The 16,122-nt window shown below is 40.3% G+C and carries 16 protein-coding genes and 1 pseudogene; 7 read left to right on the forward strand and 10 right to left on the reverse strand.

The annotated features are described in order from the left end of the window. Positions 1-159: 159 nt before the first annotated feature. The gene (locus tag L1264_RS16705; RefSeq protein ID WP_118845455.1) at positions 160-1,440 is read right to left on the reverse strand and encodes a Y-family DNA polymerase; all 1,281 of its coding nucleotides are present in this window, start codon (positions 1,438-1,440) and stop codon (positions 160-162) included. A 2-nt stretch (positions 1,441-1,442) separates the two neighbouring features. Then, entirely contained in the window at positions 1,443-1,865 is a 423-nt protein-coding gene (locus tag L1264_RS16710) for a LexA family protein (protein ID WP_036973999.1), read from the reverse strand. Between the two features lie 192 nt (positions 1,866-2,057). On the opposite strand from L1264_RS16710, the gene L1264_RS16715 reads away from it, so the two are divergent. After that, entirely contained in the window at positions 2,058-2,360 is a 303-nt protein-coding gene (locus L1264_RS16715; RefSeq protein ID WP_036973954.1) for a hypothetical protein, read from the forward strand. Positions 2,361-2,558: 198 nt separating this feature from the next. On the opposite strand, the gene L1264_RS16720 is transcribed toward L1264_RS16715, so the two are convergent. After that, positions 2,559-3,623, reverse strand: coding sequence for a YeiH family protein (locus L1264_RS16720; RefSeq protein ID WP_235404255.1), 1,065 nt, complete (start codon positions 3,621-3,623; stop codon positions 2,559-2,561). A gap of 106 nt (positions 3,624-3,729) precedes the next feature. Between L1264_RS16720 and L1264_RS16725 the strand changes: the two genes are divergently transcribed. Continuing rightward, entirely contained in the window at positions 3,730-4,611 is an 882-nt protein-coding gene (locus L1264_RS16725) for a LysR substrate-binding domain-containing protein (protein ID WP_235404257.1), read from the forward strand. Positions 4,612-5,209: 598 nt separating this feature from the next. Here the strand turns inward: L1264_RS16725 and L1264_RS16730 are convergent. From L1264_RS16730 to radC, 4 genes are read right to left on the reverse strand one after another with little or no spacing between them, the layout of a single operon-like run. Further along, the gene (locus L1264_RS16730; RefSeq protein WP_138557675.1) at positions 5,210-5,449 is read right to left on the reverse strand and encodes a hypothetical protein; all 240 of its coding nucleotides are present in this window, start codon (positions 5,447-5,449) and stop codon (positions 5,210-5,212) included. 53 nt (positions 5,450-5,502) lie between these two features. After that, positions 5,503-6,063 (reverse strand): tyrosine-type recombinase/integrase, encoded by a 561-nt coding sequence (locus L1264_RS16735; RefSeq protein ID WP_036973950.1) that lies wholly within the window; start codon positions 6,061-6,063, stop codon positions 5,503-5,505. Positions 6,064-6,075: 12 nt separating this feature from the next. Then, the gene (locus L1264_RS16740) at positions 6,076-6,495 is read right to left on the reverse strand and encodes a DUF2787 domain-containing protein (RefSeq protein ID WP_235378182.1); all 420 of its coding nucleotides are present in this window, start codon (positions 6,493-6,495) and stop codon (positions 6,076-6,078) included. Between the two features lie 12 nt (positions 6,496-6,507). Continuing rightward, positions 6,508-6,981: a RadC family protein gene (radC, locus tag L1264_RS16745; protein ID WP_036973948.1), complete on the reverse strand. Its 474-nt coding sequence runs from the start codon at positions 6,979-6,981 to the stop codon at positions 6,508-6,510. Between the two features lie 125 nt (positions 6,982-7,106). Between radC and L1264_RS16750 the strand changes: the two genes are divergently transcribed. The 5 genes from L1264_RS16750 (at position 7,107) to L1264_RS16770 (ending at position 14,402) form a co-directional block, all read left to right on the forward strand. Continuing rightward, positions 7,107-7,283, forward strand: coding sequence for an AlpA family transcriptional regulator (locus L1264_RS16750; protein ID WP_175079437.1), 177 nt, complete (start codon positions 7,107-7,109; stop codon positions 7,281-7,283). A 160-nt stretch (positions 7,284-7,443) separates the two neighbouring features. Next, positions 7,444-9,024 carry a type I restriction-modification system subunit M gene (locus tag L1264_RS16755; RefSeq protein WP_235378183.1) on the forward strand — a complete coding sequence of 527 codons (1,581 nt, stop codon included), beginning with the start codon at positions 7,444-7,446 and terminating at the stop codon, positions 9,022-9,024. After that, positions 9,021-10,220 carry a restriction endonuclease subunit S gene (locus L1264_RS16760; protein ID WP_235378184.1) on the forward strand — a complete coding sequence of 400 codons (1,200 nt, stop codon included), beginning with the start codon at positions 9,021-9,023 and terminating at the stop codon, positions 10,218-10,220. The genes L1264_RS16755 and L1264_RS16760 overlap by 4 nt, the downstream gene beginning before the upstream one ends. Then, a complete protein-coding gene (locus L1264_RS16765) occupies positions 10,220-11,221 on the forward strand; it encodes a Fic family protein (RefSeq protein ID WP_235378185.1) in 1,002 nt (333 codons plus the stop codon). The genes L1264_RS16760 and L1264_RS16765 overlap by 1 nt, the downstream gene beginning before the upstream one ends. Before the next feature lie 67 nt (positions 11,222-11,288). Continuing rightward, positions 11,289-14,402 carry an HsdR family type I site-specific deoxyribonuclease gene (locus L1264_RS16770; protein ID WP_235404259.1) on the forward strand — a complete coding sequence of 1,038 codons (3,114 nt, stop codon included), beginning with the start codon at positions 11,289-11,291 and terminating at the stop codon, positions 14,400-14,402. A gap of 262 nt (positions 14,403-14,664) precedes the next feature. Here L1264_RS16770 and L1264_RS16775 read toward each other — a convergent pair whose 3' ends face one another. The 3 genes and pseudogenes from L1264_RS16775 to L1264_RS16785 all read right to left on the reverse strand — a co-directional run. Further along, the gene (locus L1264_RS16775) at positions 14,665-15,012 is read right to left on the reverse strand and encodes a hypothetical protein (protein WP_230237252.1); all 348 of its coding nucleotides are present in this window, start codon (positions 15,010-15,012) and stop codon (positions 14,665-14,667) included. A gap of 12 nt (positions 15,013-15,024) precedes the next feature. Beyond that, on the reverse strand, positions 15,025-15,687 hold the full coding sequence (locus L1264_RS16780) for a hypothetical protein (protein ID WP_230237249.1): 663 nt from the start codon (positions 15,685-15,687) through the stop codon (positions 15,025-15,027). A gap of 160 nt (positions 15,688-15,847) precedes the next feature. Beyond that, positions 15,848-16,122 (reverse strand): annotated as a pseudogene (locus L1264_RS16785) (DMT family transporter); the annotation flags it as partial.

Below are 16,122 nucleotides of genomic sequence, written 5' to 3' on the forward strand. Positions count from 1 at the left end.
ACATTAAAAAACACTGTAGGTGCATCATGGAAATGCCCGATTTATCGCATAATTTTAAGCTATTCATGTTGGCTTTTAACATTACCATTCTTTCAATTGGGTTGGGTTATTTTATTTACTCTGGGGTTTATACCTTGGTAGGGTTCTTCTAAATAATCTTTATGCTTTCGCAATAGGTAAATCTGAAAGTTTTGTTGTATAACTCAAAGGTGCTAAATCATCTTTAGGCCGCCAAGACTGAGAGAACCCTTCACTTGCGAGCTTTATTGCACTACGTCCAAATTTTCTATTTATCTCATCAATGACCAACGTTTTTGAGCTAATATTCAGTGGTAAAGTCTCAGATAACAGTTCAAGTTGTTGCATATCATCGTGTAATGAAAGTTCTTCAAAAATAACGCCAGCTTTTTTGTATTTAAACCCCTTCTTATAAATAGCTTTTAATGCAAAGCTTGCATAAGACACCAGTGTTGATGTATCCGCGGTGGGGTAGGGTAGTTTAATTGATTGTGACTTATGATACTGCGGCTCTGCCTGTCTAAATGAATCTGTGTGGATGAATATTGTTATTGCCGATGTGTAAGATTTAAATCGACGAAGTTTAAACGCAGCCTTTGTTGCATGTGCTGTAACAGCTTCAGAAAGCTCCGTAAGCTCTATCACCGGTTTTCCCATACTCTGAGATACGCAAATTCTATCGCGAGAGTCGTTTACATCTTTCAATTCAACCGCAGATTTTCCTCGTAACTCTTCCACAGTACGGGCAAGAACAACTGTGAACGTCTTTTTGATCCAACTAATGTCGGCATTTTTAAGGTCATACCCCGTATAGATTCCAAATTTATTTAGCTTTTTAGTAGTTCTACTTCCAACCCCCCAAATATCCTCTACAGGAGTATGTTTGAGAGCCCAATCAATTTTGTATTGTGAATCTAATACAACCACACCATTGGTGTGTTCTTTCCACTCTTTCTTTTTGGCGCAGTGACTTCCAAGTTTCGCTAGTGTCATTGTCTGAGATATACCCAAGCCACAACTAATACCTAAGTTCCTCTTAAGTGTCCTCTGTATGGTGTGTGCGTAGTCTTTTATATCTTTTGTAAAGTTTATATCGATGCGCCCAAAGCATTCATCAACAGAGTATCGTATTGTATCGAATAGGAAGTACTCTAACTCGGTATGAAAACGGTTACTCAAATCACCAAACAGCGTGAAATTACTCCCCCACAAGTGACCACCATGCGCAGCCACCAGTTGTTTAACTTTAAATGCTGGCTCTCCCATTTTGATACCTAAATCTTTGATAGCTTGATTTCGAGCTACAACATTGCCCTGGTTAGAACTAAGAACGCCAAGAGGGGTTTTATCAAAGTCGTATTGGGGGTTAAAGAGTTGGCAAAACGAAACGTAAGCAGCATTGATGTCGCAAAGAACCCACATAATTAGAATATCTTGATTAAACCAGTGACAACGCCCCAGACTACATGAGTATCCCAGTCATTGTTTTCATCGATATCAATTTCAATTGGCTCGAAGTCGGGGTTTTTACTAATAAAAACGGCTTTGTTGTTTTTTAATTGTAGTTCTTTCACAACAAATTCGTTGTCTAATGTAGCTAATACGATTCGTCCAGTTTTAATTGTTACTGACCTATCTACAACTATTATCGAGCCGTCAGTAATGTCTGGGGACATGCTGTTGCCTGACACCCTGAATAGGAATGTACTACTAGGGCGCTTAATTAGGAGCTCATCTAAACTGATTGAGTCGGATAGGTGATCTTCGCATGGATTGGGGAAACCTGCAGCAACTGAAAAGTCTGCAATAGGTAATTCTGTGGTTGAAGGGGTAAGTTTGCTAAGCATAATCACAAATACTGTACAAATAAACAGTAATTTTAGATGTGAATATTCCACATTACAACCAAGAAGTTTCTTTTAGGCTCGCGGTCTATGTGATTACATCAATTATTAGTTAAATTTAAACCTTTTTCCCAGAATCAGGCGCGATTTAATGCATATGATAGCTTTGGCAAAAATATATGAGCTGGAGTAACTATGGATTTATGTTCAATTTCTGCGGAAGACGGTGATAAAGCTGTTTTCTTCAATGGGGTTTTGATTGCATACTATAATGCAGCAACTGATGAGCCAAACGTGTTATCTTTTGTTGAAAGTGTTGCTGATAATTTGAGTAGCGCTTCTGGTGCCAATATTAAAAAGGCGAAAATAGACAAAGCTCCTGACTTTGTTCATTGGGAGCAGAGCAAACAAGTAGAGAATATACTTTGGCCCAATGAAACAGCTAAACCTCCTATTTCTGATTTTTTCTCTCCAATTGAGCTGAATTCTCAACCATAAACATTCATAACAGTTTATCGCTTGGCCGCTAAATTTTGCCTTCGCAGGTGCGGTCAAGCGCTCCTCTTAAAAAATCATGTAGTAAATTTTTATTACTGTATTTGAGAGAGATTTCACGTCTACTCGCTAACGATTAGGAAGCAAGATCAGACTAATCATATTTTGCACTTTTAACGATTCGCCTGTAGTTGAACCCAACTATAAAAGTGCTTTTACTCCAGTGTTAATTCCGAAACCGCCTAACGTTAAAAATATAAACAAACAACTTCCCAAAAGTAGGGGTCTTATTCCAGCTTGACGAATTGCCCCAATGTGAGTTCGTAGTCCCAATGCCACCATGGCGATAGTGAGTAATATATTATCAAACCACACAATATTGTTTGTTGTACTCTGAGATAGGTTAATTAGTGAATTACATCCACTTACTAAAATGAAGTAAACCGCAAACCAAGGAATTGATAGGCCTGAAGATTTTTCTAAGTTATAGTTTTTCTTTGTATCCTTTCGTTTTTGCCAATATGATAAACCAAACAAAAATGGGGCAAGCATCATTACCCTTAACATTTTTTCAATTACTGCCGTGTCGGCTGCATTTGCACTAATAGCGGTACCCGCAGCAACTACCTGAGCTACTTCATGAATGGTTGAACCAACAAAAATACCGTACTCGTATTCACTCAACCCTATATATTCAAACATTAAGGGGTAAGTAAACATACTTAGGGTTCCAAATACAACGACTGTTGCAACCGCAATAGATACTTTATGTGCTTGTGCTTTAATAACTGGTTCTGTTGCCATTATTGCTGCAGCACCACAAATAGAGCTCCCTGCACCAATAAGAATAGTTGTTTGCTCATCAAGTTTAAATAAACGTTTACCTAACTGAATTGCTAGGATAAATGTACCTAGTAATATGGCTAAATCAATAACTAGCCCTAACCAACCAATTTCTGTTATTTGTGAGAATGTAATTCTAAAGCCAAATAAAATGATGCCAGCTTTAAGTAAGAAGCTTTTTGCGTAGTCTACTCCAATATCAGTATGAGTTGCGATACGGGAAAACAAACTGTTTCCTACTATGATGCCGAGGATAATTCCAATAGTGAGTGAACTAACTTGTGCATTTTGCAAAACGGAAAGTTTACTTAGGGCTATTGATATACTTGCTAATGTAATTACCAACATTAGGCCCAACCACCATCGACTATCTGTGAGTTTTTTTGTTTGGGGTTTAAATAGACATCGCGTATAGAACAACATAAACGTCCTTCAATAAATTGCTATATTTACTTGACTGCATTTTAGAAAGACCCAAAATATAACTCCAATACATTAATTTTATGATTTAATAACTTTAGGTTATCTTATGAACTTGCACGCATTGAGAGTCTTTTATACTGTAGCGAAATTGCAAAGTTTCTCGGGTGCGGCAGAAACTCTTTTCATTAGTCAGCCAGCGGTATCTAAAGCGTTAAAAGAGCTAGAGCATCAATTAAGTCTTAAACTTATCGAACGTGCCACCAAAGGGAGAAAACTCGCATTAACTGAGGGCGGAGTTGCTTTATATGAACATGCTCGTAATATTTTTGCTATTGAAAAGACGGCAATAGACGATATAAAGTCACGTACCGGACTAAAGCGTGGCACAATTGTCATTGGTACTAGCACTACAATTGCAAGTTATTGGTTACCACCTTACTTAGCCAGGTTCTGTAGTGCTTACCCAAATATAAAAGTTGAAGTGAAGGTCGAAAATACGGAAAAAATTGAACATGCGTTGCTTGAGTGCTCTATTGACTTGGCTCTAGTTGAAGGGACACCAACAGAAAAAAAGATAGTACCTAGACACTGGCAAGATGATTTGATGAGTGTCGTTACCCCACCTCATTTTAAGCCTAGCCCTAATTTAAATGAATGGCTTAACCAACAGTTTTGGTTACTCCGTGAGCCAGGCTCTGGAACACGTGAAATGTCAGTTAAAATGTTAGAAAAACAAGGTATAAAAGTTAGTAATAGTATGCAACTAGGGAGTAATGAAGCTATAGCTCGCTCAGTCGCACAAGGAATGGGAATAGCCATATTGCCAAATGTGGTCACAGAAGATTTAGTGCAACTAAAAAAGTTAAAGCGCTTGAGTCAAGTCAAAGGTGGAATGCTATCTAGGCCTCTATATCAGTTACAATGCCGAGGTAGATCTTCTTCACATTCTGCCGAGGCTTTAAAAAGAATTTTATTTTCAGAAGTTTAGCTTCAAGTGCATCCGCAAGTTTAGTTTCTTCACTACTTTTAGTTCACTCAAACCATTTTCGTAGGTTAGGTATCTTCTAGAAAAATGATATCTTTTCCCTGACTTTTAGCTACATTACTAGTTTGTGCCGTTTTAATAAGGTGCGGTATCGCAATGTGCCTGCAAAATTAATATTGAGAGTTAAAGCTTCGTTTATTTGAATATTTAAAGTCAGATCAAGTGCGTCGTTTTCAAATATTGAGTAAGTCAGCTTGCTCATTCCTATAGCGAGATTATTACTATCTTGATACAAATAGCTCCAATTTCATTCAAGAATGACAATATCTTTTATCAACGAAGTTACTCTAAAACCGCATACCAAATAGTATGGTTTAGGGTTGCAATTTGTTCGTTATAGTCAGAGGTAATATTCTAATTAAGACCTGTGCTTCTCATAATTCTTTTTAACGAGGTTTTGAGACCTTCAACTAGCTAAATAAGCTCAAGCCCTTATTATATAAGGGCTGGCAAGTTCCCAAAATACCATTATGAGAACCTAAAAAAATAAACGGTGCTATTACGCTATAAAAGAGTGCTCAATATGAGCACTCGTATTTAACTAATCAAACAAACTAGCAATGCCAGCAACTACTCCACCAGCTACCGCCAGAGGGATTGTAACAGGCGCAGACGCAACACCTGCACCAATTACTATTGCGCCAGATGTAAGTGCTCCAGCGGCTGCACCGGAGCCTATAGCCACTGCTGTTCTGCTTACGCTAGAGTCACTACTGCCAGTTATCTGTTTTGATAACTCATTACCAACTAAGCCGCACGAAACGGCTTTATTTAAAGACATAATGTTTTCCTTTTAGTTAAGTATCACGAGCACCAGAATGGCGCTGTTAGGGTTTATAGCTCTAGTTCTTCAAAGTCTTTGTCTATTTCCTCCTGTGTTATGCCTATGTAACGAAGTGTGGTTGCTTCGGAGCTATGGCGGAGCATTTTCATTACTCGGGCGATGTCATGGGTTTTCTGATACAAGTGATAACCGCGTGTTTTACGCATTGAGTGAGTCCCCAAATGAATATTTAGTTCTTCACCTACTAACGCAAATGCTTTTGTGACAGCTCTGCGTGATAGCGGTCTAGGCTTTGAATTAATCGCTTGTTGATTGCGGTATGATTGAAATAAGTAGATGTGGTGTGGATGAGTTAGTTTAATTTCGTTGATCAAGGTAAGCGCCTTATCATTTAGCTTTATTTCAGCTAATTTCGAGGTCTTTGACTCATAAATAATCAACCTATTGTTACTTATGTCAGTAAACTTCACTGCAAGTAAGTCAGATATTCTAAGCGCGAGATTTAAGCCAATATTCCATATCTGGCTCATTTGTCTTGAGCAACGCTTTTCTAGTAAATAGCTAACGAGCCTTACTGTATCAAGATCTTTAACTGCTTGTACTTCAGCCATAAAAACCTCCCTTTACTCAGTAGTAACAGTTACCTGATAACAACCTGTGTTGTAGTACTCAACAAAGTTTGAAATGAATAGGTCTAATAGCTCTTTACCTTCCTTAGCGTTCAACCAACCAGCTAAAAAGTGATAAACCTGCTTAATGCTGAAGCACACATCAATTTCTTTTATCAGTTCAGGGGTATGACGGCCCTGATACGAGAAGTCAGTAATATAAATAAGCTGCCAGCTGGTGGCCTTCTTTTCTAACCTAACCTCTACAGGGTGAAAGCCTCCAGCTTCAGGGCTGTAATCTGGATCTCTAAAGTTAAGTGTAACCGCCTTAGCTGTTCCTACAGAATCACCTCTATTAGCAACTGCGCTTACAATCACACTAATAAAAGAGTTAGGCACTTTTAAGCCTGCTACTTGCTCTATTTTTAACGTCATATTTAACTCCTTTTAAATTAAACCATGTTCAGCAAATGAATACGTGCTCTCGCCAATGATGATGTGATCAAGCACTGATACATCAATTAGGTTAAGTGCCTGTTGAAGCTTGGTAGTAATAAGCTTGTCTGCTTGAGATGGGGTAGTAACGCCGGAAGGGTGGTTATGCGCTAGGATAACGGATGCAGCATTAAGCTCCAGCACCTCTTTAACGACTTCTCTAGGGTAAACACTAGCTGCGTTAATAGTGCCTCTAAATAGCTCTTTAAACTCCAGTATGCGGTTCTGGCTATCTAAAAAAAGTACGGCAAAAACTTCATGCTCATGTATCGCGAGTTTATGTTTCAAGTACTCTTCGCAATCATTAGGGCTATTTAGTACACCATCTCTAAACTGCTTCTGAGCGATGATGTAGGCAGCAGCTTCTAGTATCTGTTTATCATTTACCGGATGCTTAAATTCATATAACGACTGTTGACCTTGCATTATTAATTCCTCTTAAGTGATTTATGCAAGTTAGTGATGTATATGTGTAAGTTTTTCATTTGAGAGACATAAAAAAATACTGGTCCCGGAAAGGTTATGTACTAATAACCAACCGGAGAAATTCCATGCGTTTAATTAAACTGAAAGAAGTGATGGCAAAAACATCATTGGGTCACTCGAGTATCTATAAATTTATTGCTGAAGGTACTTTCCCTAAGCAAGTCTCGTTAGGGGCTAAGTCGGTGGCATGGGTTGAGTCAGAAGTGGATGATTGGATAATGGAGAGAATAGGTGAACGATAAGAGAGTTAAGTCGTTTATATCTCTAAGTAGCAGATTGATTATATAAAATTTATGATAGTATAACTTTCATTGAAGGTAAGTGAATTAGAGTCAATGCTGACTCTAATTCACTTACTAAAATGTGCAGATAAAAGATAACATGCCTTAAGGGAATTTATTGATGACAAGTTTACAACAACGTGCCGAACTTCAACGCCAAATATGGGCGATTGCCAACGATGTCCGAGGCTCAGTGGATGGCTGGGATTTTAAGCAATATGTACTGGGTACGCTGTTCTACCGCTTTATCAGTGAAAACTTTGTCAACTACATCACAGGCGGTGACGAGAGTGTTAACTATGCCGCCATGTCTGACGATGATGAAAACATCCAATTTGCCAAAGATGATGCCATTAAAACCAAAGGCTATTTTCTTTACCCTAGCCAGTTGTTTAGCAATGTAGCGGCTAATGCACACAAAAACGAAAATTTAAATACGGATTTGGCAGCAATTTTTGCTGCAATCGAAAACTCAGCCAATGGCTATGATTCAGAAAAAGACATCAAAGGCTTGTTTGCGGATTTTGATACCACCAGCAATCGTTTAGGTAATACGGTTACTGCAAAAAACGATCGTTTAGCAAAGGTATTAAAACGAGTGTCTGAGCTTTCTTTCGGTGAGTTTGAAGACAACCAAATAGACTTGTTTGGGGATGCCTACGAATTCCTGATTTCAAACTATGCCGCCAATGCGGGTAAATCCGGTGGCGAATTTTTCACCCCTCAGCACGTTTCAAAATTGATCGCACAGCTGGCCATGCACGGCCAAACCAGCGTCAATAAAATCTATGACCCTGCGGCGGGTTCGGGCTCGTTGCTTTTACAAGCTAAAAAGCACTTTGATGCGCATATCATTGAAGATGGTTTTTTTGGCCAAGAGCTCAACCACACTACTTACAACTTAGCGCGTATGAATATGTTTTTGCACAACATTAACTACGACAAGTTTAATATTCAGTTGGGTGATACCTTAACAGAGCCACATTTTTTAGACGACAAGCCGTTTGATGCCATTGTCTCTAACCCGCCTTATTCAGTGAAATGGATTGGTAGCGACGACCCAACCCTAATCAACGATGACCGCTTTGCGCCCGCAGGCGTACTTGCGCCTAAATCAAAAGCCGACTTTGCCTTTGTGCTGCATGCACTGAGTTACCTATCAAGCAAAGGTCGTGCAGCCATTGTTTGCTTCCCCGGTATTTTTTACCGTGGTGGTGCTGAGCAAAAAATTCGCCAATACCTTGTAGATAATAACTACGTTGAAACCGTGATTTCACTTGCACCAAACCTGTTCTTTGGCACCACCATTGCGGTAAATATCTTGGTACTGTCAAAACACAAAAGCGACACTACTACCCAGTTTATCGATGCCAGTGGCCTATTTAAAAAAGAAACCAATAACAACGTGTTAACGGATAACGACGACGAAAAAAATCCGGGTCATATTCAGCAAATCATGAAAGTGTTTGCCAGCAAAGAGAACGTGGAACACTTTGCTAAATCGGTAGATTTGGATGTTATCGCAGGCAATAGCTATAACCTATCGGTAAGTAGTTATGTGGAAGCCGAGGACACTCGCGAGCTAGTGGACATTACTGAGCTTAATGCCGAACTTAAAACCACCGTTGCTAAAATTGATGCGCTTCGCAGTGATATTGATGCCATTGTGGCAGAGATTGAAGGTGAGGAGGTTGAGGCATGAGTAATTTGAGTTATTTAGAGAAGCTATTTGATGGGGTTGAAGTTGAGTGGCTGCCATTGAAAGATGTTCTGGTGCGCACTAAGGGGACAAAAATAACGGCCGGACAGATGAAAACCCTTCACAAAGATGGAGCGCCATTAAAGATTTTTGCAGGAGGTAAAACTGTTGCCTTTGTGGGTTTTGAAGATATACCTGAAAAGGATGTAAATCGAGAGCCGTCCATTATTGTAAAGTCCCGAGGTGTAATTGAGTTCGAGTATTACGAAAAACCGTTCTCACATAAAAATGAAATGTGGTCATATTACTCGGATAATAATGCGATCCATATTAAGTTTATATACCATTTTTTGAAATTGCATGAACGCCACTTTCAAGGCATCGGTAGCCGAATGCAAATGCCTCAAATTGCAACGCCAGATACTGATAAATTTCTCGTGCCCATCCCATGCCCAGATAACCCAGAAAAATCGCTGACAATACAAGCTGAAATTGTACGCATTCTGGACGCATTTACCACCATGACCGCCGAGCTGACCGCCGAGCTGACCGCCGAGCTTAACCTACGGAAAAAACAATACAACTACTACCGCGACCAGTTGCTAAGTTTTGACCTGTCTGCCGATCAGGCAGGAGAGGGTGAAGTTGAGTGGGTAAAATTAAGTACAGTAGCCAATATCAAAAACGGCAAAGATTGGAAGAAGTTGGGAGCGGGCAACATCCCTGTTTATGGCTCTGGCGGAATCATGCAGTATGTGGATACTTTTGCTTACAACAAACCAACTGTATTAATACCAAGAAAAGGCTCTATAACTAATATTTTTTATGTAGATGAGCCCTTCTGGAATGTTGATACGATTTACTACACAGAATTAGACTTAGATAAAATCATTCCAAAATTCTTTTATTATTTCATGACAACTATTGACATGATGCAATTAGATACTGGGTCAGGTAGACCAAGCCTTACGCAGGCGATTTTGAATGAAATTAAGATTCCTTTACCAACACTTGATGAGCAAGCTCGTATTATCAGTCTTTTGGATAAATTCGACACCTTAACAACTTCGCTGCAAGAAGGTCTCCCTCGCGAAATCGAGTTACGCCAAAAACAATACGAGTATTATCGTGACCTGTTGTTGAGCTTCCCTGCCAGTCCGGCAGGCGGGCCGAAATCTCATTCAGATGAGGCAGCCTAATGGCCTATCAACCACCTTTTACCATCACCACCGATATTTTGAACTTGGTGGCGCAAATCAGCCAGCAGGTGGGTGAATTAAATGCCAGCCAGCTCAATGCCTCGCCGCAACTGCGCAAGCAAAACCGCATCAAAACCATCACCGGCACGCTGGCGATTGAAGGCAATAGCTTAACTGAAGAACAAATTACCGCCATTGTTGAGGGTAAGCCTGTGCTGGGCAGCGTGCGTGAGCTGGCCGAGGTAAAAGGCGCGATTGCCGCTTATGATGCACTGCCTGCATTCACACCCAGCGAGATTTCCGATTTACTCACGGCTCACGGTTTAATGCTGTCAGATATTCTTGTGAATGCCGGTGAGTTTCGCAGTAAAAGCGTGGGTATCCATAAAGGTGGTGTGGTGCACCATGTTGCGCCGCCTGCGCATCAGGTATCCGGTTTAATGGCTGATTTAATCCAATGGCTTAAGCAAACAAAAGATCACCCATTGATCGCCAGTTGTGTATTTCATTACGAATTTGAGTTTATTCACCCCTTTGCCGATGGTAACGGCCGAATGGGGCGGTTATGGCAAACGCTGATTTTATCCAAGTGGCATCCGTTGTTTTTATCTTTGCCGCTAGAAAGTGTGATTAAAGACCATCAGCAAGCCTATTATCACGCCCTAGAGCAGGCCGATAACCAAGCAGACAGTACGCCGTTTATTCATTTTATGTTGTCGGTTATTCAGCAAACGCTGGCGCAAAATGCCTCTGTAAATGCCCCTCTAAAAGAAGGTGAAAACGCCCCTGTAAATACCCTTATCAATGTAACGGGCCTTAAAACGCCTGAGGCTATTTTAGCATTGCTCAGTAACACGCCCGAGCTAACCCGACAACAACTCGCTGATACCTTGAATAAAGACGTGAGAACCATTGGCCGTGCCATTAGCAAGCTGCAAAAAGAAGGCAAGTTAACCCGAATAGGCTCAGATAAAACCGGCCACTGGCAAGTTACTTCATAATGCGATGCTGTGGCTATTTCCATTTTGGAAAACACCACTGCTAACCAAAAGAAAAGGATGTAAACGAATGACGACGTATAAAACGGTGGCAGAATCCAATAATTTTATTGTTTTAGATAAATACACCAAAGAGTGGAAAGTCGCTGAAAATTTTCAAAGCGAAGCCGATTTAGAACGTGAGCTGATTCAGGACCTAAGCAACCAGGGCTATGAGTATTTGCCTGCTCTGACGACACCCGATGCCATGCTGGTGAATGTGCGTAAACAATTACAAGCCCTCAACAAGGTCGAGTTTACCGATGCTGAGTGGGCTCGCTTTTGCGAGCAATACTTAAACACCCCAAGCGATAATATTCTTGATAAAACTCGCAAGGTGCACAGTGACTATATCTTCGATTTTGTCTTTGATGATGGCCATATAGAAAATATCTACCTGTTCGACAAGAAGACCATTGCTCGTAACAAAGTGCAGGTGATTAAGCAGTTTGAGCAAACGGGAAGCCATGCCAACCGTTACGATGTGACGATTTTGGTCAATGGTTTGCCTTTGGTGCAAATTGAACTTAAAAAGCGTGGTGTGGCGATCCGTGAGGCATTTAATCAAATTCATAGGTACAGCAAAGAGAGCTTTAATAGCGAGAACTCGTTGTACAAGTTCTTGCAGCTGTTTGTGATCTCTAATGGCACCGACACGCGCTATTTTGCCAACACGACAAAGCGTGACAAAAACAGCTTCGACTTTACGATGAACTGGGCGAAGTCAGACAATACGCTGATCAAGGATTTAAAAGACTTTACGGCGACTTTTTTCCAGAAAGAGACCCTGCTTGAAGTGATCTTGCGTTACTCTGTGTTTGACGTAAGCAATACCTTACTTGTAATGCGCCCCTACCAGATTGCCGCTACAGAGCGCATTTTATGGAAGATTAAGAGCGCATTTAACGCTAAAAATTGGAGCAACACCGAGAGCGGCGGATACATTTGGCACACTACCGGTTCAGGCAAAACACTAACCAGCTTTAAAGCGGCACGTTTGGCCACCGATTTAGACTGTATAGATAAAGTCTTTTTTGTGGTTGACAGAAAAGACCTCGACTATCAGACCATGAAAGAGTATCAGCGGTTCTCGCCTGATAGTGTGAACGGTTCAGACAGTACCGCAGGGCTTAAGAGTAACCTGGATAAAGACGATAACAAGATTGTCGTCACCACAATCCAAAAGCTCAATAACTTAATCAAAAGTGAAAGCGATTTAGCTATTTACAACAAGCAGGTTGTCTTTATTTTTGATGAGTGTCATCGAAGCCAGTTCGGTGAAGCGCAGAAAAACCTGAAGAAGAAATTCAAAAAGTACTACCAGTTTGGCTTTACCGGTACGCCAATTTTCCCTGAAAACGCCTTGGGTGCTGAAACCACGGGCAGCGTGTTTGGCCAGCAGTTGCACACGTATGTGATCACTGATGCCATTCGTGATGAAAAAGTACTCAAGTTCAAAGTGGACTATAACGATGTTCGTCCGCAATTTAAGAGCATTGAGACTGAGCAGGATGAAAAGAAGCTCAGTGCCGCAGAGAACAAGAAAGCGTTCTTACACCCGATGCGCATTCGTGAAATCTCGCAGTATATTCTGAACCATTTTAACCAGAAAACGCATCGAGCCTATTCTGGTGCCAAAGGGTTTAACGCTATGTTTGCGGTCAGTAGTGTTGATGCAGCGAAAGCCTACTATGAAACCTTCAAAACATTGCAGGCCGAGGCCGAAAGTGGACCTACAAGTAAACCTCTGCGCATCGCGACTATCTTCTCATTTGCAGCCAATGAAGAGCAAGACGCCATTGGTGATATTTTAGATGAGAGCTTTGAAGTTAGTGCCATGAACAGCAGCGCAAAAGAGTTTTTGAGCGCCGCGATTAACGATTACAACGCCATGTTTAAATCTAACTATGGCGTAGACAGTAATGGTTTTCAGAACTACTACCGTGACCTTGCCCAGCGCGTGAAGAATCAAGGAATAGATCTGCTTATCGTGGTGGGTATGTTTTTAACGGGCTTTGATGCACCTACGCTCAATACTTTGTTTGTTGACAAGAATTTACGCTATCACGGCTTGATGCAGGCGTTTTCTCGCACTAACCGCATTTATGATGCAACGAAGACCTTTGGCAATATTGTTACCTTCCGGGATTTGGAGCAGGCAACCATTGATGCTATCACTTTGTTTGGTGACAAAAACACCAAAAACGTGGTGTTGGAGAAGAGCTACAAAGAATACATGGAAGGCTTTAACGATATTGCTACTGGCCAAGCGCGTCGAGGTTTTGTTGATATCGTAAAAGAGCTGCAAGAACGTTTTCCAAACCCAGAAAATATTGAAAAAGAACAAGATAAAAAAGAATTTGCCAAGCTGTTTGGTGAATACCTAAAAGCAGAAAATATTTTACAAAACTACGATGAGTTTGCTGGATTAAAAGCGCTGCAAAGCTTAGATACCAGTGATGAACAAGCTGTTGAAGCGTTCAAGTCAAAGTACTATCTGGATGATGCTGACATCGAGGCAATGCAAACCATCGATATGCCAAGTGAGCGTGCTATTCAAGATTATCGCTCTACCTACAACGATACCCGTGACTGGTTGCGACGCGATAAAGAAGGTCAGGACAAAGATAAATCAACGGTAGACTGGGACGACGTGGTCTTTGAAATTGATTTGCTTAAATCTCAGGAAATAAACCTCGATTATATTCTTGAACTTATTTTTGATCACAATAAGAAGAACAAGAGCAAAGAAGGCTTGATTGAAGAAGTTCGTCGTATGATCCGCGGTAGCCTTGGCAATAGAGCGAAAGAAAGCTTGGTGGTTGATTTTATTAACCAGACAAACCTAGATGAGATCAATGACAAAGCCAGCATTATCGACGCTTTCTTCAAATTCGCCCAGGCGGAGCAGAAGCGCGAAGCCGATGCCATTATTGCCTCTGAAAAGCTTAATATCGATGCTGCCAAACGCTATATTGCGTCATCACTCAAACGTGAGTACGCCTCTGAAAATGGCACTGCACTGAATGAGGCGCTGCCCAAACTTAGCCCATTAAACCCACAGTACCGAACCCAGAAGCAAACGGTGTTTCAGAAAATTGCCGCTTTTGTTGAAAAATTCAAAGGTGTGGGTGGGCAGATATAAAAATCATGATCTATTGAAGTGCTGTTTACTTGTTCGATGATAAAGATTTTACAGAATCTATTCTTTTGGTGAGTAGCACTTTAGTGATACTAAGTAAGAAATTACCGCTTTTAAGTTCAACTGAACTGGTTTAATTGAGCCGGACAGGACTGGTTGAACTTAAAAGCACAAACAGCTTAAGAAAATTTTAAAGGGAAGCGTATAGCTTCCCTTTTATGCCGTGCTTTGGCTATGCTTTGAATATCAGATTAACTTACTTAGGTTATTCTTCGAAGAACTGATTATTTTGCGGATCTTTGTAAAAATACTTAAATTTTAAGTTTACATGTTTTTTAATTTCATTGAACCATGTTAACTCGTCAGTGAGTGGATAATTACCACCAACAACCCATATTTCACTACAATCTTCCGTGTTTGGATATAAAGCATATCGAAGTAACTGTCCTATCGCGGCTTCAATATCCTCTTTGGCATTTGATTTAAATTTTAGCTCAGCAATTAAAGTTGTGTTTGTTTCTTTACTTTTTAAAACTACATCACGAATGTGAGCTCGCCCTAGATCTTCGCTTTGACTTGAAATCGCATAGTGGCAATATTCAGAGTTATGCAACCACTGGATAAATTACCTCTCTAACTCCGCTTCTCTAAATTGTATCTCTATAGACTCAACTTGCTTCCTAATAGCTGTTTTTAGAGTTATGTCACTTTCTCTCGATGCTAAATCACTTAAGTGTTTTTCTTCGTAAATTACCCAAAGTACTATATTTATTAGTAACTCATCGTAGTCATCGCCTAAGTTAGCATGGATAAATTCTTTTAATTTAATATTAGCGTCGAACCAGTTAGTGTATTTATATTTAAACCCCCATTTTTGGGTGAAATATGAGCATATGTACTCAAATGCATCTTTGGTAACGGTAGTGGAAAAATGTTGGGGAGCAGCGACCGCAAAAACACGATTGAGTAGAGCTTTATGCAAATATTTTACCTTGCCATCGTCTTTCAGCTTTTGTAAGTCTTCTACACATTCTTGGTAAGTGACTAAAGATTGGCTACTAATTATTTTTTTAGTAATATTTTTTAAAGTACTCTTAGATAATTCAAACTCCTCTTTAGATAGTGCACCCTGTTTTAAGCTTGAGATATAATTGTCTCGGCTATACCAAAGATCCCATAATAGCTGTTCGCTTATATCAGTCTCGTTTTTAGCGTTTGCTACAGTGCTAACAATTTTTTGATAGCCTATGTACCAATCATTACGATCAATTTGGCATGACGAAATCATTGCACTGAAAAAGCTATCAAGGTGCGGCGTTTCTGTATTAGTGTAATCAGTAGGGATATGCGGTAAGCGGGAGAGAGTTATTATTTATCCCACTTGGGAGTGCAGTTAAGCGCTCGTTCCCAAACGCGGTCACGTTGGAAAGTTAGATTAACTTTATCATTTATATTATTTTACTTATTTGCTTTATCTTTGCTTCTACCTTGGCTAACCAAATCAGCGGAATAATAATTAAAGAAGATCCTATAGCCAAGCTCAGGTCCGGTATTTCATCGAACCACAGCACCCCTACAACTACAGCACCTAATAAGCCAGTGTATTCGGCACTGGAAATTTTACTGGCTTCGATTGCTCTATATACCAATACACATATACCAGCATAAATTAGGATAAAAGTGTTGGAGCCTGTTGCCGTTAACATTGGAGTCCAGTCCCAAG

Source organism: Pseudoalteromonas sp. APAL1 (genome assembly GCF_021532475.1).
GTDB lineage: Bacteria > Pseudomonadota > Gammaproteobacteria > Enterobacterales > Alteromonadaceae > Pseudoalteromonas > Pseudoalteromonas lipolytica_C.